This window comes from Halobacillus litoralis, assembly GCF_009856355.1.
Taxonomy (GTDB): Bacteria; Bacillota; Bacilli; order Bacillales; family Halobacillaceae; genus Halobacillus; species Halobacillus litoralis_B.
This window is the reverse complement of sequence record NZ_WMEW01000001.1, coordinates 76,885-102,749: the sequence shown is the minus strand read 5'-3', so window position 1 is coordinate 102,749 and position 25,865 is coordinate 76,885. Positions and strand designations below refer to the sequence as shown.

At 47.2% G+C, this 25,865-nt stretch carries 24 protein-coding genes; 18 read left to right on the top strand and 6 right to left on the bottom strand.

Annotated elements, in window-relative coordinates; genetic code table 11:
• Positions 1-515: 515 nt before the first annotated feature.
• Positions 516-2,174 carry a M4 family metallopeptidase gene (locus tag GLV97_RS00510; protein ID WP_160888690.1) on the bottom strand — a complete coding sequence of 553 codons (1,659 nt, stop codon included), beginning with the start codon at positions 2,172-2,174 and terminating at the stop codon, positions 516-518.
• Positions 2,175-2,745: 571 nt separating this feature from the next.
• Here GLV97_RS00510 and GLV97_RS00505 point away from each other — a divergent pair.
• Positions 2,746-2,967 carry a hypothetical protein gene (locus tag GLV97_RS00505; protein WP_160888689.1) on the top strand — a complete coding sequence of 74 codons (222 nt, stop codon included), beginning with the start codon at positions 2,746-2,748 and terminating at the stop codon, positions 2,965-2,967.
• Positions 2,968-3,131: 164 nt separating this feature from the next.
• Here GLV97_RS00505 and ald read toward each other — a convergent pair whose 3' ends face one another.
• On the bottom strand, positions 3,132-4,262 hold the full coding sequence (gene ald, locus GLV97_RS00500) for an alanine dehydrogenase (protein WP_160888688.1): 1,131 nt from the start codon (positions 4,260-4,262) through the stop codon (positions 3,132-3,134).
• A 107-nt stretch (positions 4,263-4,369) separates the two neighbouring features.
• Positions 4,370-5,620: a PucR family transcriptional regulator gene (locus tag GLV97_RS00495; protein WP_160888687.1), complete on the bottom strand. Its 1,251-nt coding sequence runs from the start codon at positions 5,618-5,620 to the stop codon at positions 4,370-4,372.
• 184 nt (positions 5,621-5,804) lie between these two features.
• Between GLV97_RS00495 and GLV97_RS00490 the strand changes: the two genes are divergently transcribed.
• The 9 genes from GLV97_RS00490 (at position 5,805) to GLV97_RS00450 (ending at position 15,765) form a co-directional block, all read left to right on the top strand.
• The gene (locus GLV97_RS00490) at positions 5,805-6,881 is read left to right on the top strand and encodes a YkvI family membrane protein (protein ID WP_160841893.1); all 1,077 of its coding nucleotides are present in this window, start codon (positions 5,805-5,807) and stop codon (positions 6,879-6,881) included.
• A gap of 132 nt (positions 6,882-7,013) precedes the next feature.
• Entirely contained in the window at positions 7,014-7,973 is a 960-nt protein-coding gene (locus GLV97_RS00485; protein WP_160838095.1) for an N-acetylglucosamine kinase, read from the top strand.
• 7 nt (positions 7,974-7,980) lie between these two features.
• Entirely contained in the window at positions 7,981-8,886 is a 906-nt protein-coding gene (gene murQ, locus GLV97_RS00480; RefSeq protein ID WP_160888686.1) for an N-acetylmuramic acid 6-phosphate etherase, read from the top strand.
• A gap of 56 nt (positions 8,887-8,942) precedes the next feature.
• Positions 8,943-10,319, top strand: a complete 1,377-nt coding sequence (locus tag GLV97_RS00475) for an extracellular solute-binding protein (RefSeq protein ID WP_160888685.1) — start codon at positions 8,943-8,945, stop codon at positions 10,317-10,319.
• A gap of 81 nt (positions 10,320-10,400) precedes the next feature.
• Positions 10,401-11,294 carry a carbohydrate ABC transporter permease gene (locus GLV97_RS00470; protein WP_160838634.1) on the top strand — a complete coding sequence of 298 codons (894 nt, stop codon included), beginning with the start codon at positions 10,401-10,403 and terminating at the stop codon, positions 11,292-11,294.
• A gap of 19 nt (positions 11,295-11,313) precedes the next feature.
• On the top strand, positions 11,314-12,150 hold the full coding sequence (locus tag GLV97_RS00465; RefSeq protein ID WP_160838101.1) for a carbohydrate ABC transporter permease: 837 nt from the start codon (positions 11,314-11,316) through the stop codon (positions 12,148-12,150).
• A 14-nt stretch (positions 12,151-12,164) separates the two neighbouring features.
• A complete protein-coding gene (locus tag GLV97_RS00460) occupies positions 12,165-13,058 on the top strand; it encodes a MurR/RpiR family transcriptional regulator (protein ID WP_160841897.1) in 894 nt (297 codons plus the stop codon).
• 15 nt (positions 13,059-13,073) lie between these two features.
• On the top strand, positions 13,074-14,477 hold the full coding sequence (locus GLV97_RS00455) for an FAD-binding oxidoreductase (RefSeq protein WP_160838105.1): 1,404 nt from the start codon (positions 13,074-13,076) through the stop codon (positions 14,475-14,477).
• Positions 14,470-15,765, top strand: a complete 1,296-nt coding sequence (locus tag GLV97_RS00450; protein ID WP_160888684.1) for a (Fe-S)-binding protein — start codon at positions 14,470-14,472, stop codon at positions 15,763-15,765. The genes GLV97_RS00455 and GLV97_RS00450 overlap by 8 nt, the downstream gene beginning before the upstream one ends.
• Before the next feature lie 159 nt (positions 15,766-15,924).
• Here GLV97_RS00450 and GLV97_RS00445 read toward each other — a convergent pair whose 3' ends face one another.
• Positions 15,925-16,881, bottom strand: coding sequence for a nuclease-related domain-containing protein (locus tag GLV97_RS00445; protein ID WP_160888683.1), 957 nt, complete (start codon positions 16,879-16,881; stop codon positions 15,925-15,927).
• A gap of 306 nt (positions 16,882-17,187) precedes the next feature.
• Between GLV97_RS00445 and GLV97_RS00440 the strand changes: the two genes are divergently transcribed.
• The 5 genes from GLV97_RS00440 to GLV97_RS00420 all read left to right on the top strand — a co-directional run bounded on the left by GLV97_RS00440 (position 17,188) and on the right by GLV97_RS00420 (position 21,853).
• Positions 17,188-17,994: a glutamine ABC transporter substrate-binding protein gene (locus tag GLV97_RS00440; RefSeq protein WP_160888682.1), complete on the top strand. Its 807-nt coding sequence runs from the start codon at positions 17,188-17,190 to the stop codon at positions 17,992-17,994.
• A gap of 111 nt (positions 17,995-18,105) precedes the next feature.
• Positions 18,106-18,762 carry an amino acid ABC transporter permease gene (locus GLV97_RS00435; protein ID WP_160888681.1) on the top strand — a complete coding sequence of 219 codons (657 nt, stop codon included), beginning with the start codon at positions 18,106-18,108 and terminating at the stop codon, positions 18,760-18,762.
• Positions 18,762-19,484, top strand: a complete 723-nt coding sequence (locus GLV97_RS00430; protein WP_160888680.1) for an amino acid ABC transporter ATP-binding protein — start codon at positions 18,762-18,764, stop codon at positions 19,482-19,484. Before GLV97_RS00435 ends, GLV97_RS00430 begins: the two co-directional genes overlap by 1 nt.
• Before the next feature lie 306 nt (positions 19,485-19,790).
• Complete coding sequence (locus GLV97_RS00425; protein WP_160888679.1) at positions 19,791-21,359, top strand: sodium/proline symporter; 1,569 nt, start codon at positions 19,791-19,793, stop codon at positions 21,357-21,359.
• Positions 21,356-21,853 (top strand): hypothetical protein, encoded by a 498-nt coding sequence (locus GLV97_RS00420; protein WP_160888678.1) that lies wholly within the window; start codon positions 21,356-21,358, stop codon positions 21,851-21,853. The genes GLV97_RS00425 and GLV97_RS00420 overlap by 4 nt, the downstream gene beginning before the upstream one ends.
• 35 nt (positions 21,854-21,888) lie before the next feature.
• Here GLV97_RS00420 and GLV97_RS00415 read toward each other — a convergent pair whose 3' ends face one another.
• Both GLV97_RS00415 and GLV97_RS00410 read right to left on the bottom strand, forming a co-directional pair.
• Positions 21,889-22,854 carry a sodium:calcium antiporter gene (locus tag GLV97_RS00415; protein WP_160838111.1) on the bottom strand — a complete coding sequence of 322 codons (966 nt, stop codon included), beginning with the start codon at positions 22,852-22,854 and terminating at the stop codon, positions 21,889-21,891.
• A gap of 340 nt (positions 22,855-23,194) precedes the next feature.
• Entirely contained in the window at positions 23,195-24,403 is a 1,209-nt protein-coding gene (locus GLV97_RS00410; protein ID WP_237416952.1) for a S8 family peptidase, read from the bottom strand.
• A 301-nt stretch (positions 24,404-24,704) separates the two neighbouring features.
• Between GLV97_RS00410 and gvpQ the strand changes: the two genes are divergently transcribed.
• From gvpQ to gvpO, 3 genes are read left to right on the top strand one after another with little or no spacing between them, the layout of a single operon-like run.
• Entirely contained in the window at positions 24,705-25,256 is a 552-nt protein-coding gene (gene gvpQ, locus GLV97_RS00405) for a gas vesicle protein GvpQ (RefSeq protein WP_160888677.1), read from the top strand.
• Between the two features lie 21 nt (positions 25,257-25,277).
• The gene (gene gvpA / locus GLV97_RS00400) at positions 25,278-25,568 is read left to right on the top strand and encodes a gas vesicle structural protein GvpA (RefSeq protein WP_160838115.1); all 291 of its coding nucleotides are present in this window, start codon (positions 25,278-25,280) and stop codon (positions 25,566-25,568) included.
• Positions 25,569-25,601: 33 nt separating this feature from the next.
• Positions 25,602-25,862 carry a gas vesicle protein GvpO gene (gene gvpO / locus GLV97_RS00395; RefSeq protein ID WP_027955010.1) on the top strand — a complete coding sequence of 87 codons (261 nt, stop codon included), beginning with the start codon at positions 25,602-25,604 and terminating at the stop codon, positions 25,860-25,862.
• Positions 25,863-25,865: the final 3 nt, after the last annotated feature.

Here is a 25,865-nt window from a genome sequence, read left to right as displayed (position 1 = left end):
TTTCGTATATCAATAAATTTTGAATCCTTTGTATCGAAGGCTTGAGCACGTCTCTTCTGATAAGAGCTCCCGCCCATTCTTATGAAAGAGGCTCCCTTAATGGGAGCCTCAGGCTTTAGAAAAATCCGTATTATCCAGTTAGAGTTATCTGCATGTCGTGTTGAGGGGGCACGTTCCGCTTATCGGTGGATGCCTGTCGCGGGCACGGCCTCAGCTGACTTGGTCAAGAAAACCATTTGACCAAGTCGATCTTCGGATCGCGCTGTTCCCGCAGGCGTCACCACCGTACGCTCCTCGTGCCGATGCCTGTGGGAAAATAGCTTTCCCCTCTGATAAAAGAGAAAGGTGACCATAACTCCTTCGCTCTTTTATAAAGAACAGTACAGGCTGCGTTACTTTCGCTTACATGGAAAAAATCCTATCCATGACCAAGTATTGATGACCGCTCCTTTGGAGTCACTAGAAAAAAGGTTTCTCTCCAATCGGAGGCTCCCTTCATAGGAGCCTCCTTTAAATCAGCCTGTGATACCGACTTCATCGAGTCCGTAGGCAGCGGCTTCTGCTTCAGGACTGTCTTCTCCGTATAAGTCGACGGCTGATTGAATGATCACTTCCCGCGCATGATCAAAGTCAGAATCAGGCATCAGGTATACCGTAAGAGCCCGGTAATAAATGTGACCAAGCTTATCTCTGCCGATTTTCTGCCCGGTCAGATAGGCCGCATGGTTGATGATGGAGGAGTTGATGTGGACGCCTCCATTATCGAGTTCAATAGGCAGGTCGTAATACTCGTCCATATGGGAAGGATACATGCCGTTTCCATCACCATAAGGGACATAGGCTTCGTTGACAGGGAACTTACTCGGGTCACTCAAACTGCGGAGGGCTGTCCGGCCGTCTGCTTTCGCTCCAGCTCCCATAATATCTTCACCCATTTCCCAGTCACTTTCATCAACCAGGGCTCCGAAAATATCGGAGAAAGCTTCATTCAACGCTCCTGATTGGAAGCGGTACTTCAACCCCGCTGAGAAAGTCGTCACCCCGTGGGTCATTTCGTGGGCAGCAACGTCAAGACCTGCGGATAGAGGAATAAAGAAGTCTCCATCACCGTCTCCGTAGGTCATCTGCTGTCCATTCCAGAAGGCATTATTGTAATCCTCACCAAAATGAACCGTCGATACGATCGGCATGCCTTCACCATCGATTGAGTTCCGATCGTGTTCCTCCAGGAAGTACTTGTATACTTCTTCGGAATTGTAGTGGGCATCTGCCGCCGGTCGTTCATAGGAAGTGCGGAAAGCCGCATCCGAGGAGGAGAACAGCTTGCCTGGAAGCACCCATTGATTTTCAGCATCCAGGGTATAGATGCCATCCAAGTTCTCATGGCTCTGATCAAGCAGGTAGTAATCGCGCCCCTGAGTGCTCATATCCTTGGATATATGAAGCGTCTTGTAATCACCCAGAACACCGATACCGAAGCCGCGGGATGTTTTATAGCTGGCATGCATAATTGTATTGTACTGGTCGATGACATTCCCTGTTTGTGCATCCACATAAACAAACCAGTTGCCCGGTGATTCTCCAAGGAAGTTGACATTTACTTTATAAGCCAGATAATTTTCGTCGTTGAACGGGTAGACGACGAGCTCTGCAGTTGGAGATTCAACTAGTTCATCAGGTGCGGAAACTGCTTTTTCAGCGGTGGCGATGCTCTTGGATTTCGTAATCGATGGTTTCGTAGACATGCTTGATTTTTCTATGGAAGTATTAAACTGTCCGTTGACCGCTTCCACTTGTTCGTCTTCATTGTAATGCACTTTAACAAGGTGGCCCTCGACCGGTACACCGTTTTTCGTCTGCTGGAGAGTAACATGGGTCATCCCGAGATCATCGATTTTCAGGTCGGTCTGTTTGAGGCTTTGATCCGGAGTGGAAATGTTATACGTCTTTTTATTTTTCTTCAAATGCTCCTGGGCTGACTTTTCCGTGGCACTTGAGGATGTCGCTCCTTTTTCTTTGTTGAAAAAAGGCTTATTCTGCTGATTATGTACAATCTGCTGCTGAACCTGTGTCTGGTCTGATGTGCTGACGGCTTGGGTCTGTACGGGGGCCAATGTTCCCATGAACAAAGCGGACGATAAGACAGCTACTGGAATGACGTGCTTCTTTTTCATAATCAACCTCCTATCAGGAATACAACCAATTATAGGAAAATATAGGTAATAAATACAGAGTCGTTTGAACTGTTTATCTATTCTGAAAATTATGTGGGAATGAGAAGAATCGTGACTATTTACGCAGGCAGGAAGATGAGGCATCATTCATTTGAGGCGGTGGTTTCACGAATAAAGACTGGGAGAAGGGGGAGCGGCCGTTTTTTGAATGGCCGGGAACTGCACTTAAATAAAAGGATATAGGATAACCCGTGCTGTATTTACAGCACGGGTTATCCTCGTGATGATTAAGAAGCTGCTAAGGAAACCATGTTTGGTGATGTGACGGGATCTCCTTGAATCGAAAAATCCTCTTTTTTTGATTTTACTGATGCGAAGGTTGAAAAAGTAAGGTGGTAATTCTGAATAAGAGATAAATTTTATAGATTTCCTGCAGACAACATTCTATTTCTAAAATGCCCAGACTTATTTATTAAACCAATTTTTGTACTTTTCAAAGATTAGTGATAACTTATTAGCAATCAACAAATTAACTGGAATAATCAATACTAATGGTTATTGGAGGACTTGCATGAGAAGAGTGAATACTGTTTTGGGAGTTATCATCCTGGTATTTGCAGCCCTGCATTTATTTGTTCCAGGCTTTAATGTAAGTGAAGATGTCATTTTTACTACCATAGCCATCCTAAATTTACTGCTGGGTATTGAATTTCTTATCGATAAAAGCAAGTGGCTTGGTTATATCTTTGTAGCATCCTCTGTTCTTTTATTCTATTTGATTCTACCCATATAGGTAAAAAAGGCATCGATGAAGATGCCTTTTTATCTATCAATATACGCCTGGGTTATAAAAACTTCCTAGCTATCCATAACCAGGCATACCTCAACCACCCTCGATAATATATGGTCTGCGTTGAAAAAGCCAAGATAGACCCTGACCCCGTTTATCTTATCTGATTACGCGTGGGCGATTTCTTTTAAAGCTTCCAAAACCGGTGTGTAGGAGTAGTCAAGATCACGGGCAACCGCTTCGTAGGTCAAATGACCATTGGCTGTGTTGACTCCTTCTTCGATGGCTTTATTGTCGTTCACTGCAGCTGTCACCCCTTTGTTGGCGATCTGCAGCGCATACGGAATGGTCACATTCGTCAACCCGATGGTTGCCGTGCGTGGTACAGCCCCCGGGATGTTGGCAACAGCATAGTGAAGAACACCGTGTTTTTCATAGATTGGATCATCATGAGTCGTAATGTGATCCACCGTTTCAAAGTTTCCTCCCTGATCGATAGCCACATCAACAATGACGGAGCCTTCCTTCATGGATTTCACCATATCTTCGGAAACCAGTTTCGGTGCTTTAGCTCCTGGAATGAGAACAGCGCCGATGACAAGATCTGCCTCTTTGACCGATTCAGCGATGTTATACGGGTTGGACATTAATGTCTGGATGTCGGAACCGAACTGATCATCGAGTTCACGGAGACGTGTCGGGTTAAGGTCAAGGATGGTCACCTGAGCACCGAGACCAATGGCAATCTTCGCCGCGTTTGTACCAACGATACCACCGCCGATAATGACCACTTTACCACGGGAAACGCCAGGCACGCCGCTTAGCAGAATGCCCATGCCGCCGTAGGATTTCTCAAGATACTGAGCACCGATCTGTGTAGCCATCCGTCCGGCTACTTCACTCATCGGTGTAAGCAGAGGAAGTTTCTGGTCAACCGACACCGTTTCATAAGCAATGGCCGTTACTTCGTTTTCGACAAGCGCCTTCGTCAATTCAGGCTCCGCGGCCAAGTGAAGGTAGGTGAAAAGGATCAGACCTTTACGGAAATAGGTGTACTCTGATGGCAGCGGCTCTTTAACTTTCATAACCATTTCAGAACCTGCCCACAAATCTACAGCGCTTTCAATTAATTGAGCGCCAGCTTTCTGGTATTCCTCGTTCGTAAAGTTACTGCCAAGGCCGGCATCGACTTCGATGTATACTTTATGTCCTGCTTTTGTAAGGTTTACAACCCCCGATGGTGTAATCGCTACACGGTTTTCGTTGTTTTTAATCTCTTTCGGTACTCCGATAATCATAAGAAAATGACCACCTTTCAGAACAGTTTGTAAGAAAAGTATAGCCCGGGAAATCAGATTTTTGTTTAGCAGAAAATGAGAAAATAAAGAAGAGGATTTGTGAAAAATCACAAATCCTCTTTTTCTTTTTCATCAATCAGCAGATCGATGAAGAGCATCATTTTTTGATTGGCATTTTTAAAATCGATGCCGCCGATTTCCCTGATCCTTTTGAGTCTGTAATTCAAGGTATTGGTATGAATATGCATTTCTTCAGCTGCTTTGTGAACGTTGCTGTTATGGGCGAGAAAAACACTCAACGTTTCAAGCAGAGCCGCCCGGTTATCCGCATCATACGATTTGATTTTCCTCAGCGCATGGTTATGGTAGTGCTCGTTCCTCTGCAGTTCAGCGATTTCATTAATGAATTGATAGATGCCGAGATCCTGGTAATGGTCCACCTCAGCCAGCGCTTTTGGAAACTGGTCCTTCAATTCAAGCACTTTGAGCGCCTGCTTATAACTGGAGTGGATGAAAGAGGGCGTATGATAAACGAGGCCGACGGCTCCTTTTAAATCGTCAAAATTCAAGCGCTCTTTCATTTTCAGCGTAAAGTCGTTCAGGAAAGCGCGGCTTAGGTGCTCCGCATCTTCCTTGGGATCTGTCCGTACAAGCAGAATCAGCTGGTGATTATCGAAAATCCTGCTGACAATCCTCGTCTGGTACAGGGTTTCTGATAAATAGTACGCCTGACGTTCGACAGACTGGCTCAGGTCTTCTGTAAATTCAAAGACGGCTACACAGAGCTGACCCTGCAGGTTCATCTGATATTTTTTACCGAGGCGTTTAATATCGGAGGTGTTTTCCAGGGAACCGGTGAGCAGCTGCCAGAAGAACTCCTTTTGATTTTCTTCGGATTTCTTCTTCTTTGCCTGCTGACGGAGCAGGTGCTGACTGACAATTCTGGAGGCATCTTCAATCGTTTGAAGATGTTCTTCTGTAATTGTCAATTCGGCGGTCTGGGCCCATATGAAACCGAGGGTTTCCTCCTTATGTCTGACGGAAACGGCGAGCCTGCGGCCGAGTCCGATCTCTTCAATCGGTGGGACAATGACCGGCCGGCCACTCTCAAAAAGGCGGGCCATGATGCCGTGTTTCCACAGCCCGTTAACGACGCTTTCCGGAACTTTGCGCCGCATGATGGTGGCGGTCCTGGCGTCATCCACACGCTCTTCATGTTTGCTGTAGGAAACAATCTGGTGATTGGCATCTTCAATCGTCACTGGACAGCCCAGGTTTTCGGCGATGCGGTCAGCTAAACCTTCGGGAGAATCGATCAGATCGTTCAATGTTTTAGGGGTACGTGGTGTTGGACTCATAGACGTTCTCCTTCTCTCTATCGTTACCTTTATTCTATCATGGTTTTTCATTTACAGACATGACCATTTTCTCTTGCGTATTTTGTTGATTTATACGAAGATAGAAGGATCTGTTTGTGTAAAAACACAAATGACAGGAAGCGTTTTATACAGACATCAAGGGTTTTACATAAGGAGGAGCACGATGAGTAGAATTTTTAAGATAGCCAGTGCATTTATTGGAATTATCGTTGGAGCCGGTTTTGCTTCCGGCCAGGAAGTGTTGCTTTATTTCACAAGTTTTGGGCATTTGGGAACAGCAGGAGCCATACTGGCCACAGCCTTTTTCGCCTATATGGGAATGATGCTGACGAAGCTCGGTACCCGGATGAAAGCAGAGTCTCATAAGGAAGCCATTTACCGTGTCAGCGGCTGGAAATGGCTGGGGTGGATCGTCGATGCGGTTATCATCTTTACGTTATTTGGTGTAGGGGTCGTTATGATTGCCGGTGCGGGTTCTATTCCCAGCCAGCAGTTTGGTCTGCCGGCGTTGACCGGCGTCCTTTTTATGTGCCTCATTGTTACCGCGGCCATTCTGCTCAATGTCGAAAAAGTAGTGAAAATCATTGGGAGTATTACACCATTTCTGATTTTAACGGTCGTGATAATCTCCATTTACAGTTTAGTGTCGATGGATGAAAGTTTCTCCGTATTGGAAACGACCGCTTTGCAGCAGCCGAATGACTTTTCCTATTGGTTTGTTTCCGCTATGAACTATGTGTCCTTTAATATTGCTGTCGGAGCTTCGATGGCTCTGTTGATGGGCGGGAATGAAACGGATGAAAGGATCTCTGCCCTGGGTGGTCTCTTCGGAGGTCTTGGCCTTGGTATGATGATCGTACTCAGCCATCTGGCTATTTTCTCCCGGATTGATACGATAGCAGCCTACGATATGCCGCTGCTTGCCTTGGTGGATGAACTTTCTCCTATACTGGGGGCCTTCTATTCGGTCGTTTTATTCGGAATGGTCTTCAACACAGCGGTCAGCATGTTCTTTTCTTTGGCCGCCCGTTTTACAACGCTGGGAACTGCTGGACATAAGAAGTTCGTTCTTATAACGATTACAGCTGCCTTTGGGTTGAGTTTCCTCGGGTTTACCGATCTTGTTTCTCTGTTCTATCCAGTCATTGGATACATGGGGCTCTTCTTAATTGCAGCACTCCTTCTTGCGCCGTTCCGGTTCAAGGCGGAGGAAAAGAAAAATAGAAAACAGGCAGCGTAGCTGAGGCGGCCCGGATCCTTTATGGTCCGGGCCGTTATTCTTTTGAAATAAAATTACGAATATTTTAACATTTTATTGACACGAAAATTCATACCCTCTATAATAAGTTCAACAAGGTTTGGGAGGAAGCCCATGACGTACATCATTGGTATTGACGGTGGAGGGACAAAAACGACCTGCCTGTTTTTAGAATGTGGCGGAACGACGTATCCGAAGCATCCGCTGATGGTAAATGGGCCGGGGACAAATCCACACGTTGTTGGTTTTGAGGAAGCCGGCCGGAGACTGGAGCACCTGCTCAGGCACGGCATGCAGACTTTTTCCTTAACGCCCCGGGATATCTCCGGAGCGGGAATGGGGTTGGCAGGAGTCGGCCGGCCGGATGAGGTCGAACAGATGACCGGAATCGTACAGACGCTTTTTTTTAACTTAAAGTTTTCGGAAAATTTAAATTTATTCATTACATCCGATGTTCATGCCGCCTTAAAAGGATCGCTGCCTCCAGGTATAGACGAAGGCATGCTGTTGATTTCCGGCACAGGCTCTAATGCTGTTGGAATAACAGCAGCAGGAAAACTCGTAAAGTGTGGAGGATGGGGGCATTTGATGGGGGATGAAGGCAGCGGTTATCAGCTTTCTTTGAAAGCGTTATCAAAAGTGGCGAAGGCCGCCGATGGACGGGAAGCATCTACACAGCTGACCTCTCTCATTCTGCAGACCTGTGGCTTAGAGAGACCTGAACAGTTGATTCGATACATGTATGAACGTCCTTTTGAAAAAAAGGAAATCGCTGCTTTTGCTCCCTGTGTCATAAAAGCCTCTGAACAGGGCGATCAGACGGCGGTGAACCTGCTGAAGGAGGCGGCAGAAGAACTCGTGCTTCATATTGGAAGCCTCGTAAAGCAGGGAGTGGATCCGAAAGCGCCGGTATCGGTGGCCGGTTCCATCTTCACACACTCCCACGTTCTGAGAAATCACGTTGGAAGGCTGTTGGAAGACAGACAGTTCGGTTCGCTGACAGACCCTTACGCTCCCCCGGAATATGGAGCCGCTTTACTTGGAAAACCGGCTGGAATGGATAAAGAAAGGTGATGGGCATATGACGGATTCCCTGACATATTTAACAACGGAACAAAGGAACGAGCGCACGATACATATGGACCAGATGACAACGGTGGAAATGCTGACCGTGATGAACGATGAGGATCACAAAGCGGCAGAGGCTGTGAAAAAAGTGCTGCCGGCGATTACAAAGGCCGTGGATCACATTACAGAAGCTTTGAAAAGCGGAGGGCGCTTGTTTTACGTAGGCGCAGGCACGAGCGGAAGGCTCGGCGTCCTTGATGCGTCAGAATGTCCCCCTACGTTCATGGTTGACCCTTCGCTTGTGCAGGCAGTGATGGCCGGTGGCGGTGGAGCGTTCACAGAGGCCAAGGAAAACTCTGAAGATAACGAAAAACAGGGGAGGGAAGACTTGAAGGCCCGTGGACTTACGAAACAGGATGTAGTCGTCGGGATTACCGCCAGCGGGCGGACACCGTATCCGATCGGAGCTTTAGCCTATGCAGGGGAGATGGGAGCCTTTACGATCTCGCTATCCTGTAATGATCATTCCGAAATCAGCAAAAAAGCCGCCTGTCCAATTGAAGTCATCGTAGGTCCGGAAGTGTTGACAGGGTCCACCCGGTTGAAGTCGGCGACGGCTCATAAAATGGTGCTGAACATGCTCAGTACAGCGGTGATGGTGAAGCTTGGGAAAGTGTATGAAAACCTGATGGTGGATGTTCATGCCAACAATTATAAACTGCGGGAGCGGGCTAAAAGCATTTTAATGGAAGCGGCCGGAACTTCCTATGAAGAAGCAGAAGAAGCCCTGCAGAAGGCCGGGCATCAAGTGAAGCCGGCCATCGTTATGCTGAAAAAGAAGGTCTCGTTCCAGGAAGCAGGCCGTCTGCTGGATGCTCACGGTGGAAAACTCCGGGACGCAGTGGAAGCAGAAACTTAATTTGTAAACCATACGCTGGTTTCAAATATATCATTCAATCAAAAAAGGGGGAGCTTATGTTGAGTTTATGGCGGAAAACATCAGCTTGGTTGATTGTCGCAGTTTTATTAGGTTTTCTTATACTTGTCGGTTGTGCACCCGGAGCAGGAACAGAAGAGACAGATGGAGAGGGCGCGGAGGAGGATACTTCTTCTGAAGGCAGTGGAGAAGAAACAGGGGAGGTTTCCGGAGAACTTGAAATTCAATATTTTGTCGGCGGTTATGGAGATTCCTGGTGGAAAGAGGTCATCGGGGATTTCCAGGAGGAGTACCCGGATGTCACGATTACAGAACATGCCGGTCCGAATATTAACGAAGAAATGCGTTCGCGCTGGGTATCGGATGATCCGCCTGATGTCGTCTACATCGATGGAGCAGGATCCAGTGAAACTCAGATGGTGGAAGACGGTCAGCTGATGGACTTGACGGATTGGATGGAAGGTGTCGAACTTGAGGATGGTACAGCCTTGAGCGAAAGCTTTATCGTCGATCCGGCTGACTATGATGGCAGCGTATACAGTCTGCCGCTGGTCTTTGATACATGGGGCACGTGGTATGACAACGCCTGGTTTGAAGAAAAAGGGTGGGAGGTTCCGAAAGATTTCCCTGGGTTTATGGACACGATGAGTCAGATTAAGGACGAAGAAGGGATTGCTCCTTTCGTCACGACAGGTCAGTATCCATACTACTTCCTGCGAGGCGTCCTGTATCCTGCGTTCGGTGCCGCCGGCGGGGATGAGCTTTTGACAGATGTGATTCAAGGTAAGGAAGGAGCCTGGACGAGCGAGCCTGTACTGGACGTTATGAAAAAAGTAGAGCAGATGCAGGCAGAAGGCATGATCGATGACGGGTTTGGTGCCTTGAATCATACCCAGTCACAGATGAATTTCCTTCTTCACGATAATGCGTTCATTCCTGTAGGATTCTGGCTGCCTAATGAAATGGCCAATGATACGCCGGATGATTTTGAGTATGGATTCATTCCGTCTCCGATGCAGGATGAAGGAGAGCCTTATGCTATTGTTCCTGATCTTCGTCCACTGGCTATCGCTGAAAAAGCAGAAAACAAGGAAGCAGCCAAAGCGTTTGTCGAGTTTGTTTTCACAAAAGAGTATGCGAAGAGCTTCTCTGAACATACAGGAGCGATTATGAACCTCCAGGGTGTTGATTTGTCTTCCAGTGAAGAAGTGCCTTCCTTCCTGATTGAAGCGAATGAAATGATCAACGATCCGGAACAGGTGCAGATCCACCAGAAGCCTCACCCAATGAGTTCAGAGCTGGAAACGCCGATCAGCAACTCCCTCGTTTCCCTCATGCTTGGAAACATCACAGCTGAGGAATTTGTGGAGGAAGCAGAGAAAGCCGCAGCTGAATACCGCAGCAGTTTAGAGTAGGCTCACATGAAAGGAGGAATGGGAAGGCTCTTGTCTTCACATTCCTTTTTTCATAACCATACAGAAAGAGAGGGAAGTGTGATGGTCCAATCGCGCAGGCAGAGGAATCTATTTCTCGCATTTTGTCTTGTTCCAACGTTCATTCTGTTTTCTGTTTTCACCCTGTATCCGTTGTTCAACGGCCTTTATTATTCCTTTTTTGAATGGTCCGGTGCGTCGTCGCTGGCGGAGTTTGTCGGGTTTGATAATTACCGCCGGTTGTTCAGTGATGAGATTATCCCCAGAACCATCCTTCACGATTATTTCCTTGTTGTGACCAAAGTGGTCGGGATCATGATTTTATCGACATTTTTTGCCGTCGCTTTGACACAGCTGAAAATTAAAGAAGCCCCTTTTTACCGCATCGTCTTCTTCTTTCCCAACATTATGTCGGTGGTGGTCATCGGTATTTTATGGATGTTCATCTATAATCCGAGTCTTGGTCTCGTCAACTCCGGTCTTGAACTGATCGGATTGGAAAAATGGACGAAACCGTGGCTCGGCAGTGAAGACTGGGCGCTTCCAAGCCTTGTTCTTCCATCCGTCTGGGCGGGGATCGGCTTGTTCATGCTCATGCTGATGGGCGGGATTTCCAACATTTCCAAGAGCTATTATGAAGCAGCGGAAATTGACGGCGCAACAGAGTGGCAGCAGTTTTGGAAAGTGACCCTGCCGCTGATCTGGCCGCAGATTAAGATCAGCATTTTGTACATCATCATTACGACATTAAATGGTTCCTTCATTATCGTTCAGGTTATGACCAAAGGCGGGCCGAACAACTCGACCCATGTGATGGGATCGTATTTATATGAGCAGGCCTTTGTGAAATATAATTTCGGCTATGGAGCAACCATTGGTGTGATGATTTTAATTCTATCGTTGGTCACGGTGCTGATTATGCAGTTTTTCATGAGAAGGGAAAAAGTGGAATATTAACCGACAGGAGGGGAATGGAGTGCAGACAGGAAAATTCTTTTCACGTACCATCGTTCGAATTCCTTTAATCATCTGGACACTCGCTGTCCTGTATCCGATCGTCTGGATGGTTCTGGGCGCGTTTAAATCGAACGCGGAAATTTACGCCAACCCGTGGGGACTGCCGGAATCCTTCAGCTTTGCCAATTTTGTGGATGCCTGGAGCAACTACAATATCGATACCAGCGTGTTTAACAGTTTCATTGTCACAGGTCTCGGGGCTACGCTGACCCTTATGATGGCCATACCGACATCCTACGCTCTGGAGCGCATGCGCTTCCGAGGCAACCGTCTGTTGTTTACCCTGTATATTTCTGCGATGATGATTCCAATGGTTCTCGGCTGGATTCCATTGTTCTTTTTATTGATGCAGCTGAACCTTCTTGATAACATTTTCGGATTGAGCATCGTCTATGCGGTGAGTCAGCTTCCCTTCAGTATATTTGTGCTGACAAGCTTTATGGCGACGATACCCAAGTCCCTGGAGGAAGCGGCAGCCATTGACGGGATGTCGCCTTATGGAATTCTGTGGAAGGTGATTACACCCCTCTCAACAACGGGTATCATAACCGTAACGATTATGAATATGATTCAATTCTGGAATGAATATTTTATGGCTTTGATCTTCCTGCAGTCGGAAGAAAACTATACGCTGGCCCTGGCGATTGATTACATAAGCAATGAGACCCAGTACACCAACGCGTGGGGGACCTTATTTGCAAGCTTAGTCATTGCCATCGTTCCTGTCATCGTCCTGTATGCGATCTTCCAGCGGCGCATCGTCAAGGGAATGACAGAAGGAGCTATTAAAGGATAAGAGTGGTGGAAGAAATGAAAAACTCATTGAAAGGCGGTCTTGTCATTCTGAATGAAATGAAGGACAAGCTGCCCCCGTCAGAAAGAAAAATTGCCGAATTTATACTGGATCAGCCGCATGAGGCCATCCACTGTACAGCCACACAGCTTGGGGAACTGAGTTCCACCAGCAGCGCTGCCGTGATCCGATTGTGCAAGTCCCTTGGACTGAAGGGACTGCAGGAGCTGAAGCTGCGCATTTCCGGAGACCTCCAGAAAAAGCCGGAGAACCGGTTCCGGGATATCCAGCCCGGGGAATCCTCCGATTCGATTGTTGAAAAAGTGACCAACAACAGCCTGCAGGCGATCAAGGAAACGACGGAAATGGTCGATTACCGGACGCTCGAAAAAGCCGTGGATGTCCTCAGAAAAGCGGACACGATCCACTTTTTCGGTGTTGGTGCCTCCGGAATCATTGCTCAGGATGCCCAGCAGAAATTTCTCCGGATGAACAAAGCGACGTCCGCATTTACAGATATGCACAATGCGGCGATGGACATTGCGAACGTAAAGGAAAATGATGTCGTATTCGGTATTTCTTTTTCCGGTGAAACATATGAAACGGCGAAAATCATGGAAATAGCGAAGTACAAAGGGGCCAAAACGATCAGTCTCACCCGCTATGGTCAGTCACCCGTGACCTCCCATGCGGATGTTTCGCTGTATATTTCAGCCTCCAGGGAAATTCCCGCTCCATTCCGCAGCGGGGCGACCTCCTCGAGGCTTGCACAGCTGCATATGATCGACATTCTTTTTGTCAATCTGGTCACCGACCAGTGGAATGAAGCGTCCCATTACTTTAATGAAATTACCGACGTCATGGATGTGTTGAAAGGTAAACCGCTTCGTCAGAAAAAAGCCCAATCTTAATAAGGAGCTGAGCATATGGACGAATGGATCGAGGAACTCCGCCGCATTATCCCTGAAAAAAGGGTGCTGACCGATCTCGCCGACCGGCACAGTTACAGCTTTGATGCCTCGTTCGGGGAGCATCTGCCGGATGTTGTGGTCCAGCCGAAAGCCAAACAGGAAACCGCTGATGTTTTGAAACTGGCCAACCGTTATAGAATTCCTGTTCACCCGAGAGGGTCAGGTACATGTCTGAGTGGCGGTCCGCTCCCGGTGCACGGAGGAATTGTCCTGGATATGTCCCAGTATCCCGCTGAAATCAACCTGCGTCCGCGGGATCTCACTGTGGACGTTACCCCGAGTGTGCTCACGGCTAATATCAATAAGGCCGCTGAGGAGCATGGCCTCATGTACGCGCCGGACCCAAGCAGTGCCCACGTCGCTACGATCGGCGGCAATCTTGCAGAGAATTCCGGAGGGCCGCGCGGCTTGAAATACGGCGTGACGAAAGATCATGTCCTTGGCCTTGAGGTCGTCACACCGGAAGGGGAAATCATCCGCACCGGTGGCCGGACGATCAAAAACGTCACCGGCATTGACTTAACGAAACTCATTGTTGGCTCGGAAGGGATTTTAGGGGTGATCGTCGGAGCGACATTGAAGCTGATGCCGAAGCCCCCGGCCGTCCAGACGCTGATGGTCACGTTTGATGAAGTACGGAAGGCAGGAGAAGCGATTTCCCAGACCCTTACCTCCGGGATCCTTCCGTCCAAAATGGAATTTATGGATCAGGCTTGTGTTGTGGCTGTTGAAAAATTTCAGCCGGCCGGTCTCCCTGTCGATGCTGCCGCTGTGATTATTATTGAACTGGACGGTCATCCAGAGACGCTGAAAGTCGAGCGCCGGCTCATCGAAGAGATTATGGAGGACATGGGTGCGCTGGATGTGATCATTCCCAAAACAGACGAAGAAGCAGCCAAGCTGTGGCATGCGCGGAAACAGGTGTCGCCTGCGATTGCAAAAATCAAGCCGACGAAAGTTTCTGAGGATGCTACCGTGCCCCGCAGTAAAATCCCGGACTTTATGGACCGCCTTCAGGTTATTAAGGAAAAGTATGACGTGGAAGTGGTGGCCTTCGGTCATGCCGGGGACGGCAATCTGCATCCGAATGTTCTTTGTGATAAACGTGATGTCGAGGAAATGAAGCGGGTGGAAAAAGCCGTGGAAGAAATGTTTGAAGCGGCCCTGGAGCTCGGCGGCACTTTATCCGGCGAACATGGAATCGGAACGATGAAAGCTCCGTTCATGGAGATGGAGCTCGGTGAAGTCGGGCTGGATATGATGAAGCGGATCAAGGACAGCTGGGACCCCAACGGTATCCTGAACCCTGGCAAGGTCTTCCCGGAAAAAGGGCAGAAGCTGGTGCTGCATCATGAATAGTCTGCTGCAGGAAAAGCTCAGCTATGATAAGACGTTTGACTGTGTGCAGTGTGGCTACTGTCTTCCTGCCTGTCCGACGTATGAGACGATGGAAAGAGAAACCCACTCGCCTCGCGGCCGGATCAACCTCGTGAAAATGGTTGCGGAAGGCAAAGCGTCTGTCGAGGATTTGAAAGAGCCGATCGAAAAATGTCTTGGCTGTATGGCCTGTACAATCGTATGCCCGACCAACGTCCAGTATGGAGAAATTCTTGAGAGTGCCAAGCACGTCATAGATGAACAGGAGGAAAAAAGCAGACCGAGGAAGCTTGTGGAGAACTTTATGTTCCAACGTTTTTTTCCCTCCTCGGTATGGATGGATTCGCTTGGACATGCCACTTGGCTTTATCAAACCAGCGGCTTGAAAAAAGTGTCCCAGCGGTTCGGCCTCACGAAGCGGGCCCCGCTGCACCTCCATGAATTTGAGGCCGTACTTCCTGAGATGCCTTCCCCAAAGCGGCGGAAATCAAGGGCGGGCCGATACGTCCGTAAACGTCCGGCCACAGCTAAAGTTGCTTTTTTCAAGGGCTGTATCATGGATAGTGTGTTTTATGAAACGAACCAAAACACGATGGAGCTGCTGTTACGAAGCGGCGCGGAAGTTGTTTTTCCAAAGCAGCAGACGTGCTGCGGCGCTCTTCATGCACACTCCGGTAAAGTAGACGAATCGGTCGAACTTGCCAAGCGGAATATCGAAGCCTTTGAAGAGGAAGGCTTTGATTACATCGTCAACAATGCCGGCGGGTGCGGTGCCCGTCTGATTGAATATCCCCATCTGTTTGAAGAGGGGACAGAATGGCGCAGCCGTGCTTCTGCTTTTGCAGCCAACGTGAAGGATATCTCCGAAGTGCTGGTGGAAATCGACGGTCTCCGGTTTGAGCAGTCCGTTCCGCGAACTGTTACTTATCAGCCTTCCTGCCACCTGCGAAACGTCCAGAAGGTAACCGATGCGCCTGTCGCGCTGTTGGAAAAAGTGCCCGGACTGACGCTGAAACAGATGGACCGGCCGGAATTCTGCTGCGGCTCCGCAGGGATTTACAACATCGTCAACTATGAAGAGGCGATGGACATCCTTGATGTGAAAATGCAGGACGTCTGCGGTGTGGATCCGGATGGTATCGTTACCTCCAACCCGGGCTGCCTGCTGCAGATGAAGCTCGGCGTTGTCCGCGAAGGTGCCGATGATCGGATGGAAGCCATGCATTTGGTGGATCTATTGATGGAAGCGGATCCTCAGCCGAAAACGTAAAGTGCCTCCTTTTGGGGGTGCTTTTTTTTTGGACTTTATGGGGGAGGGGTGGCTGATATCGGTCTTTTTTGTGATATATCGGTCGTTTTGACACATATATCAGTCTTTCCTTGGATTTATCAGTCAAATTGGCAATATATCAGTCAAATCAGCAATATATCAACATTTGAAGTTATCAAGCATATAAGCTCTGCCCTTGTTTTGTCCAACGGTCGAAAGATTCATGGACTGAAGTAACTTTTTTACGGAAGTGGGAGATGAAATAAGGAGAAAATCTCTAGCGCTTTGATTGGTAATCCGGTCTTCAATTAAGAGCGAGTAGTCTTCCAGAGCATCCACATGAGCGGACTTGCTGAGATGAGCGCAGTTCACGCACTTCCATCTGCCGTGCATACGTTTCATTGGCAGTGAGGAACATTTCGGGCAGAAAACCCCCTTCTTGAAATCTTCCTTTTCCAGTTTGAAACATTTTACATAGTCATAAAAGTAACTTTCGTGATTGGTTAGCAAGTGGGTGGTTAAGCGGTTCATTGGCGAGGCATTTAAAATGGGTATGCTGCCTTCCACCAGGGTGGATATTTTTTCAGGCAGCGTTTCAATTCGGATGACGTTCTCAAGGTCATCATCGTCTGTATCAATCCTTGCCGCAGGGTGGCTGTTGACGACCAGTCCATAAATTGGAACATGAGGAATCTGCCAGAGATTCAGCAGCTTCCGAAGCTGCCGGGTATGACGGCCTACCTGAATGACTGGATCGGCAAACGTAGAATGATCTTCCTCCCATTTTCGTTCAAGGTAGTGGAAGCGCTGGTTGAAAAACAGCTCCCCTCCAATATTTTTCACTTCCAGAATGATTAGGAGAGAAGGGGTTACAACAAGGCAGTCGATTTGAAAGTGGTGGGTGCCGTCATACAGACGCAGGTCGTGGAAAATATAATGGTCCGAGGGGAGGAAAGTAAGAGGATAATTCAAGGAGAGTTCGCCTTTGAAGCCGGTTAATCGGAGCTTCAACTGGTCATTTACAGCTTCGGATTGAGGGTGATTGTCCACCAGCCTACGCTTCAAAGCCTGCAGAACTTTGATATCTCGGGGAAACGTGCGTTCTTTTTTAATCATGGCATCCATCCTTTCGCTTTTTCCTTATTCGACATGGAGATCGGTATTCCTTTGGAGATATCGGTGATATTTTGGATCTACCCACTAGTTCCCGGATATTTCAGCGGAATTCGAAATATATCAACCAACCGCCTCAATGATCATGATTACATCCAAAATCTAAGCATATGAGAGAAAAAAGAAAAAAACGCCTCCCAAATGACGTTTTTTGACGGAATAAAGCTGAAAATAAATTTTTTAGAAAATTGTAAATAGTATTAAAGTTTGGGGTAGGCAAAAGTACATAAAACCAAAGGGGGAAGTTGTATGAAATCGAAATGGTCTTTATTTTTTATGATGATTGTTCTTGGAGCGGTTCTGGCTGCTTGTGGTAGCAGTGAATCTTCCAGCTCCGGGGAATCCGGCGATTCAGAAGGAGAAACATACACGGTCGCCACTGATAATAACTTCGTTCCGTTTGAGTTTATGGACGAGGAATCCGGCGAAATGCAGGGATTCGATATCGACCTGATCAAAGCGGTTGCTGATGAAGCAGGCTTCAATGTGGAAATCGAATCCATGAAATTTGATGGTGTGGTCGCAGGAATGCAGTCGGGGCGTTATGATATCGGAATTGCTGGTATGACGATTACAGAAGAGCGGAAAGAAACCATTGATTTCTCTGATCCTTACTATGACGCCGGCCTTATTTTAGCAGTCGATGCTTCGAATGAGGAAATTACATCTGAGGAGGATCTGGCAGGGAAAAAGGTGGGGACACGCTCAGGGACGACGAGTGAAACCTACATTTCAGAAAATCATCCCGACGCGGAATTGATTACGTTCCCGGGGATTGTGGAAGCCTATATGGATTTAGAATCTGGCCGCCTGGATGCTGTGATGTATGACGTACCGAACGTAAAATATTATGTGAACAATGATGCCGAGGGTACATTGAAGACTGCAGGCGATACCCTGCAGGGGGAACAGTACGGCATCGCTTTTCCTAAGGATTCTGAGCTGGTGGAAGATGTAAACGAAGCGCTGCAGACGTTGATCGATAATGGAACGTACGATGACATTTACGAGGAATGGTTTGGCGAGCGCAAATATGGGACCGAGTCATCGGAATAACTCCACAGCCGGATATCAAAAGTGAAGGAAAAGCGTAGCAGGAATGTCTTGTTACGCTTTTCCATGCTCTACAAAACATTCAACCACTAAACATAAGGAGCGGTCACCTGCATGGAGTTTATTACGGAATCCCACTATTACCGCGTCATGCCTTTTCTGTTGGAAGGGTTAGTCTGGACACTGCTTATCACCTTCGTCGGTTTGTTGTTCGGTTTTATCCTTGGAGCCGTCTTCGGATTCGCGCGATTGTCAAAAAATAAGCTGATCTACGGCATTGCCACGGTCTACGTGGAAGCTGTCCGCGGCACGCCGATTTTGGCGCAGATCTTATTCATCTATTTTGGTTTATCCGATTTAATGGATGTGAACATCGATAAAATTACAGCATCAATCATTGCCATTGCCATCAATGCCGGTGCCTACATTGCTGAAATTGTCCGCGGTGCTGTGTATTCCATTGATAAGGGGCAGGAGGAAGCGGGACGGTCCATCGGGCTCACCCGCGGGCAGACGATGCGTTATATCATCTGGCCTCAGGCATTCCGCCGTATGATCCCGCCGCTTGGCAACCAGTTCGTCATCAGTCTGAAGGATACATCCCTGTTCTCCGTTATCGCCGTAGGGGAACTGCTGTATATGGGACAGCAGTACTATGGGATGACATTCCAGGCGTTTCAGGCGTTAACGATGGTTTGTATCATGTACCTTATCATCACTGTACCGACAGCCGTCTACCTTAGACGGGTGGAAAGGAGGCTGGATGTCTAATGATCAGTGTAAAGGATCTACACAAATCCTTCGGCTCCAATGAAGTCTTAAAAGGAATCGATGCAGAGATTAAGGAAAAAGAAGTGGTCTGTGTTATCGGCCCGTCCGGTTCTGGGAAAAGTACCTTCCTCCGCTGTCTGAATCTGCTCGAGGAAGTGACATCCGGGGATGTAATCATTCAGGGAGACAATTTAACCGATCCAAAGATCAACATCAACAAAATCCGTTCCCGCGTCGGCATGGTATTCCAGCATTTTAATCTTTTTCCTCATAAGACCGTTCTGGATAACATCACCATCGGTCCGATTAAGGTAAAGAAAATGTCGAAAAGTGAAGCAGAAAAAGTGGCGCGTCCCCTGCTGGAAAAAGTCGGCCTGAGTGATAAGGCGGATGCTTATCCGGAAAGTCTTTCCGGCGGTCAGAAACAGCGTGTCGCTATCGCGCGGTCGCTCGCAATGGAGCCGAGTATCATGCTTTTTGATGAACCGACCTCGGCCTTGGACCCCGAACTTGTGGGCGATGTGCTGGCTGTTATGAAGGAGCTCGCCCGTGAAGGGATGACCATGGTGGTCGTTACCCACGAAATGGGGTTTGCGCGTGAAGTTGGCGACCGGGTATTGTTCATGGATGAAGGAATTATTATGGAAGAGGATAAACCGGAGAATATCTTTGGAAATCCGCAGAATCCAAGAACAAAGGAATTTTTAAGTAAGGTTTTATGAAGTGGAAAAGCATCCGTGTGCTATCGGATGCTTTTTTTGTGGGAGAATTTGTCATAGTGTTTAAATTTCCTAATAGGAAAACGACACTATGTCTAGTGAGGATTCAGCTGAATTTATGTAAAATTTACTTTATATTACAAAAAAAGGAGCGTGAGGAATCTTGTTCAATCTTCCCTCAGAAACATTTTGGTTATTTGCTCCATGGCCGGTCTTTTGGTTTTCATTGGCTATTATCCTTTATGTGAAGTTTAGAAAAGATGATGAAGCTGAAGAAGAATATCATCACAGAAGAGAGGGGGAAAGCAATTGAAACTCGATACGATCATTTTTCTTGTATATTTAGCTGGGTTACTAGTTGTTGGTACTTACTTTACCCGCAAAGCTTCTAAATCAGTTGACCAATATTTACTGGGAGGACGAAGTCTTGGACCAGCAGTAACTGCTTTGACGATGCAGAGTTCATCTATGAGTGGGTATATGTTTATGGGAGGGCCGGCTCTTGCTTTTCAACAAGGGTGGTACGCTTTATGGTATGCCTTTGGGGATGCAGGGGGAGCCATTGTGAACTTATCCGTTTTAGGGAAAAGGATGAGAAGAATGTCAGAAAGGCTGGGTGCTCTCTCCCCTATTGAATATTTGGAAAAACGTTTTGAGAGCCCTGCTATCCGTATTGTAGGTTCAGTTATATCTATAATTTTCTTATTTGGATATGTGTTCGCTCAGTTCATCGCTTCCGGTAAAGCTTTAGAGCAGTTGACTGGATTATCCTATTCTACGGCTCTATTAATAGGCGTTGGTGTGATCATTTCCTATACCGTCACAGGAGGTTACCTGGCGGTTGTTTGGACTGACTTTATCCAAGGCATTATTATGGTTATTGGTGTCGTCGGGATTGCAATCATGGGTTTTATTCATCTTGGCGGGCTGTCAGGGTTGAATGAACAGATTGCTGCCATAGATCCTTCGTATTTAAGTCCATGGGGAAAAGATTTGGCTTATATCGGACAGTGGGGTGTTGTTCTTGGTGCGGTGCTCATTTATTCTATAGGCTATATGGGACTCCCCCATGTAGTGGTGAGACATATGTCTATGAAAAGTACGAAAACGGTAAAGGGAGCTATTCTTTATGCAGCTACTTGGAACCAGCTTTTTGTATTTACGCCATATCTTCTAGGGTTTATGGCTATTGTACTGCTTCCTGAATTAAATGACCCGGAAATGGTCATCCCAACACTGGCCTATGAATTTTTCCCTGGGATTATGGCGGCGATCTTATTGTCTGCAGTAATGGCAGCGATCATGTCTACTTCTGATTCCATATTAATGCAGGCAGGTACGATCCTATCAAGAGATATTTATTTACGGTTTATTGATAAAAAGGCAAGTGATAATAAAATGGTGAATATAAGTCGATTATGTATTCTGGCAGCCGGTGTTATAGGTGTTATTGTGGCCGTGTATCAGCCACCATCGGTATTTTCTCTAGTCATTTTTTCGTTTGGTGTATTAGGAAACAGCTTCATCGTTCCGTATGTCGTTTCTGTATACTCTAAAAACGCGAATAATATCGGAGTATTATGCGCGATGATTTTTGGAGGAGTGACGAATATTTTCTGGACTTCACTAGAACTCCAGGAAGCTACATACCTTCACCCGTTTTTAGCTGGTTTAATAATGTCGGTGCTTGGGATGCTTGTAGGAAATCCTTTTGGTAAAAAACCGGCTTGGATAGAAGATATTTTCCCTGAAGTGAAAAAGGGTTATTCTGTGCCGGCGTCGCTAGATAAAAAGGTTTCTAGACATTTGAACCTTGAAGCAGGAAATTTAGGAAAATACCTGAAGGAAACTCAAGTGGGGGAGGATTTCTCTAGATGACAACACCTGTCTTGACAAGCGATCATATATTTTCAGATGAAGAGATCTGCCATTTTCTGAAACAAATGGAGAAGGATTCAATTTTTACACCTGAATGTTTAGTGTATTATCCTTATTATTTCCTGGAATATGAAATGAAAGGGAAAAGGTGGCTTGGACACGTCCATAAGAAAATAGGGTGCACCATTGATTCGATTAGTGGTGTAGGATCACTCATCGACACCTCACCTGAACTTTCTGAAGCGGAATTAAAGACCAATAAAGTGCTGGATATTCAAATACCGTTAAGCAAAGCAAAGGTTTACGGTGAAAGGTTTATCGGCCGATCCATTTCTTATAAGATGAAAATATTTAGAATGCCCGGCATTACTTTAACCAAAGAATCATTATTCTACCGCCCTTATTGGATAGTGAAAGGAATGAAAAAGAAAAAGTGTTTTCACTTAATTGTAGATGCTCTGACAGGAGAGTTTCATCCAGTAGGGTATAAATGAGAAAAAGCAGGAGAGCCCGCGCTCTCCTGCTTTTTTTAAAACATCTGATAGGATGCTGCAAAATAAATGACGATCATAATCAGCGACGGTACCGCATAGCGGAAGCTGTTTTCCTTCGGCTTCCGGTTCACCATGAACACGGTCAAGAACAACATGGCTGCACTCAGCAGTGCCACAGGCAGATGGGTGGAGCTGAGGGACTGCAGAATCGCACCTTTCTGGTAAAAGATATCCGTCACAGCAAGAAGCTGCAGGTTAAACAGATTACTTCCCAGAATCGATCCAAGCGCCATTCCGTAGTTGGACATCTTCATGGCGACGAGAACAGTGACGAGTTCCGGCAGCGATGTGGAAGCGGCAATAAGGAAGCTTCCGACAAAGCTTGAACTCATGCCAGTCTGCTGCGCCAGCTGATCACCGGAAATCGATAAGGCACTCCCTGAGGCGAAAACGAGTAGAGCGGTGATAATAAATCCGGTCACAGCGCCTTTTAGTGAATAATCTTTGCCAACGGCAGCCGCTTCATCTATCTCCTCTTCTTCTCCCTGATTGATAAATCGAGTGGCCGCGATATACAGGCCGACGAGGATGAACATTTCAATTCCGATGTTAAACAAGGAAAAATCAAACGGCAGGATTAGGGCGGCGACTACAATCAAGGTAAACACGATACCGGCAACCGCTGTCGGCATATGCTGCTTTTCATCAATGGCGTTAAACATTTTTCTTTTTCGGTAGATCATATCTACAACGGCAATGATCAGCAGGTTGAATACGTTACTTCCGAGCATGTTACCGACGGCGATGTCAGGATTGTCGATGTAGACGGCCGTTAAACTTGTCGTCAATTCCGGAAGTGAGGTGGCCCCGGCGATGAGAAAGGTGCCGACGACAGCACCGCTCAGTGTTGATTTCCGGCTGATCACATCGCCGAAGCGGTTCAGGTAAACAGCCGCATATACGACGATGACAGCGGACAGTAGAAAAATAAAATAAACCATCATTGCAATCTCCTTTCTATATACAGGGCTCTGCTCAAAAAAAAGAGACTTCGGCCCTGTTGAGGGCCAAAGTCTCGCGTCCTATCTATATAGTTTGATGAACCAGGTGATTGGATCACCGAAATGACGATTCATCAGCCGCGGATATGCGGTCGCTACTCCCTTTGGTACTTTTACTATAGCGAATAGCTGAGTGAATCGTCAACTGATAATAAAGAGGAAGGCGCATGCAGGCGCCTTCCTCAATCTCTCGAACTCCCCATCTTCACCGGGTGATGCTTGAATTCAAAAGGGGGGGGCCTTTTTTAGGTCAGCGGGGAGAAGGAGAATCTTTTTTCTATTAATAGTTCACAGCTTCATAGGAGTTGATCAATCCATGCTCGAAGTAGGATCCTGTGCCGCTGATTGGATCAGCCGTCTGCTCGATCGCAGCTCGGATATTGCTGTTGGAGCGTCCCTGAGAAGCGAGAAGTCCGGCCAGACCAGCCACGTGCGGGGCTGCCATGGACGTTCCAGACATGTAGGCATAGCCGCCGTTCGGCATGGTAGAGGCAATACTGACGCCTGGCGCTGTTACATCCACCCATGTTCCGTAGTTGGAGAAGGAGGCTTTTCTGTCATAGCGGTCGACGGCACCGACGGCGATGACGTTGTCATAGGAGGCAGGCTCGAAGGTTGTTGAAACCCCGTCATTTCCTGCCGCTGCAATGACGACCGATCCTTTGTTCCAGGCGTAGTTGACGGCATTTTCCAATGTCTGTGTATCACAGTTACAGCCGAGGGAGAGGTTGATGACCTCTGCGCCCTGATCAGCTGAATAGCGGATCGCATCCGCAATATCGTTCAAGGAGCCGCTCCCATTCGCATCGAGGGCGCGGACGGCAAGGATTTTCGTATTCGGTGCCATTCCTGCGACACCTCTGGCGTTGTTCGTTTCAGCTGCTGCTGTTCCAGCTACGTGGGTCCCGTGGTCGTTCAAGTCCATTGGATTGTTATCGTTATCGACGAAGTCATAGCCTTTGATCGTCTTTCCATCAAGGTCCGGATGGTTATAGTCGACACCGGAATCGATGATGGCGATTTCCTGGCTGCTGCTTCCGCGTGTGATGTCCCAGGCCCTTGGTGTATCGGTATTCTGCGGGCCGTATTGATAGCCGCTGTAGTACGTGTCATTCGGTGTCCACGTGGCTTGGAATACGTAGTTCGGCTCTGCGTACTCTACATTAGGATTTTTGTTTAAGGCTTCGACGACTTTTTCAACGTTTCTCACCTTCAACACTTTCTCCTCAGATTCTACAACTTCCTGTTCTTCATCAAGGACAACGGCGTCCATCTGGTTCATCTCTTTCTTGTTTAACGCCCGTCCTTCCTTATATTTTACGACGACTTCACCCGGCACATACTTTCCTTTTTCGAGATAAGTATCAATTTTGTTTGTCCGTTCTGATGATGTTTTGTCGGAAAGTGAATCAGCCAGGACTCCTCCAGTGGACGGCATAAGTACAAGTGCGGCGGCAAGGGACAGGGAAGCAAGCTTTTTAAACTTCAAACGATTTCCTCCTTTAAAAGATATACTCTAGTAATTCGGAGAAATCGGATGGATTCCTGCGATATCGGGGTTGGGATAGAGGTGCTGGAAAATGACCTCTTAAGTGTGGTTTCGACATCTGGGTTGGGCAACTTTATTTTGTAACAAAAGTTTTATATCGGAAAACGAATTGTCATCACCGCCCTTTTATAGGCACTGGGAAGGGGTTCAGTCTCCGTTTCTGATGTCTATATTCCCATTTTTTTATAAATATGAAGTTCATCGGGTTTCAGAAAAGTGAGTTTGGGAAGTAAGGATAGAAATGACTGTCATTCAGGAGAAGTGTGGTGATGCTTTGAAAAATCAGAAAGACTCCAAGAATTGGCTGGAACGTGTGGGAGGTGGAATAAAACAGACGGCGGAATCTGTGAAAGATCATTTTCCCGATCCGAAAAAAGTATTTCGGAAAAGTGATGACTGGGAAGAAGTAAAAGACCGAGCCGGTGATGAGCTTTATGACAGTGCGGGAGATTTTGCGAAAGAACAGTTCCGTGAATATCTGCAGTCGCAGATCAATGAGAGAAAACAGGAATGGCAGAAAAAGACCGAGGCGAATGCCAGGGAGGTCCATGCCAAAGCAGAGGAAGCCAGGGAAAAAGCGCAGGAGAAGCTGCTGGCCTTCAAGGAGAACCTTTCAGATGTAAAGCAGAAAGGACAGGAAATCCAGAATTCCGTGGGTGATCGATCCAGTGGGTCAAAACGGTTGAAGGGTGTCCAGGACATCAAGGGTGTCTCCCATATCAAGAGTGCTTCTTCCATCAAAGGGCCGAAAGATGTAAAAGGCCTTTCCCATATGAAAACCTATCATTCTTAAAAACTGAAAGGAGAATCCCTCATGGCGATTCAAAAATCCACCGATAGTTCAAGTCTAGCAGAAGTCGTTGACCGAATTTTAGATAAAGGTATAGTCATTGATGCGTTTGCCAGAGTTTCTGTTGTAGGAATTGAGTTGATTACAGTGGAGGCGCGTGTCGTTATTGCGAGTGTAGATACGTGGCTCAGATATGCGGAAGCCGTCGGGCTCCTTCGTGATGAAGTGGAAGAAGAAGGGCTTGGAGGCCGGCTTGGTGAAAACGGTTCATCTGCAGAGTCCGGCGCTGGTGAGCGCGGGGAATTCAGTATATAAGATAATGGCAGAGAAAGAGAGGGTTTTGGCTGTATGAAGGTATTGAATGCCGTTCAGGATTTTTTTCAGCAGAATATTGCGCCGGTTCATAAAATCATTTCGGCAAGGAAAAAGGATGAGGAATGGCGCGTGATCGTTGAAGTGATTGAGGAGAAGGAATATATGAAGAAGTATGCCAGGGACCAGATGGTCGGCGTGTACGAAGTTTTTCTGGATGAGCAGCTGGATATCAGCGGTTTTTCCAGGATCCGGCTTCGTTACCGCACGGAAATTGATGAGCAGGTTGAAACGTAGGGG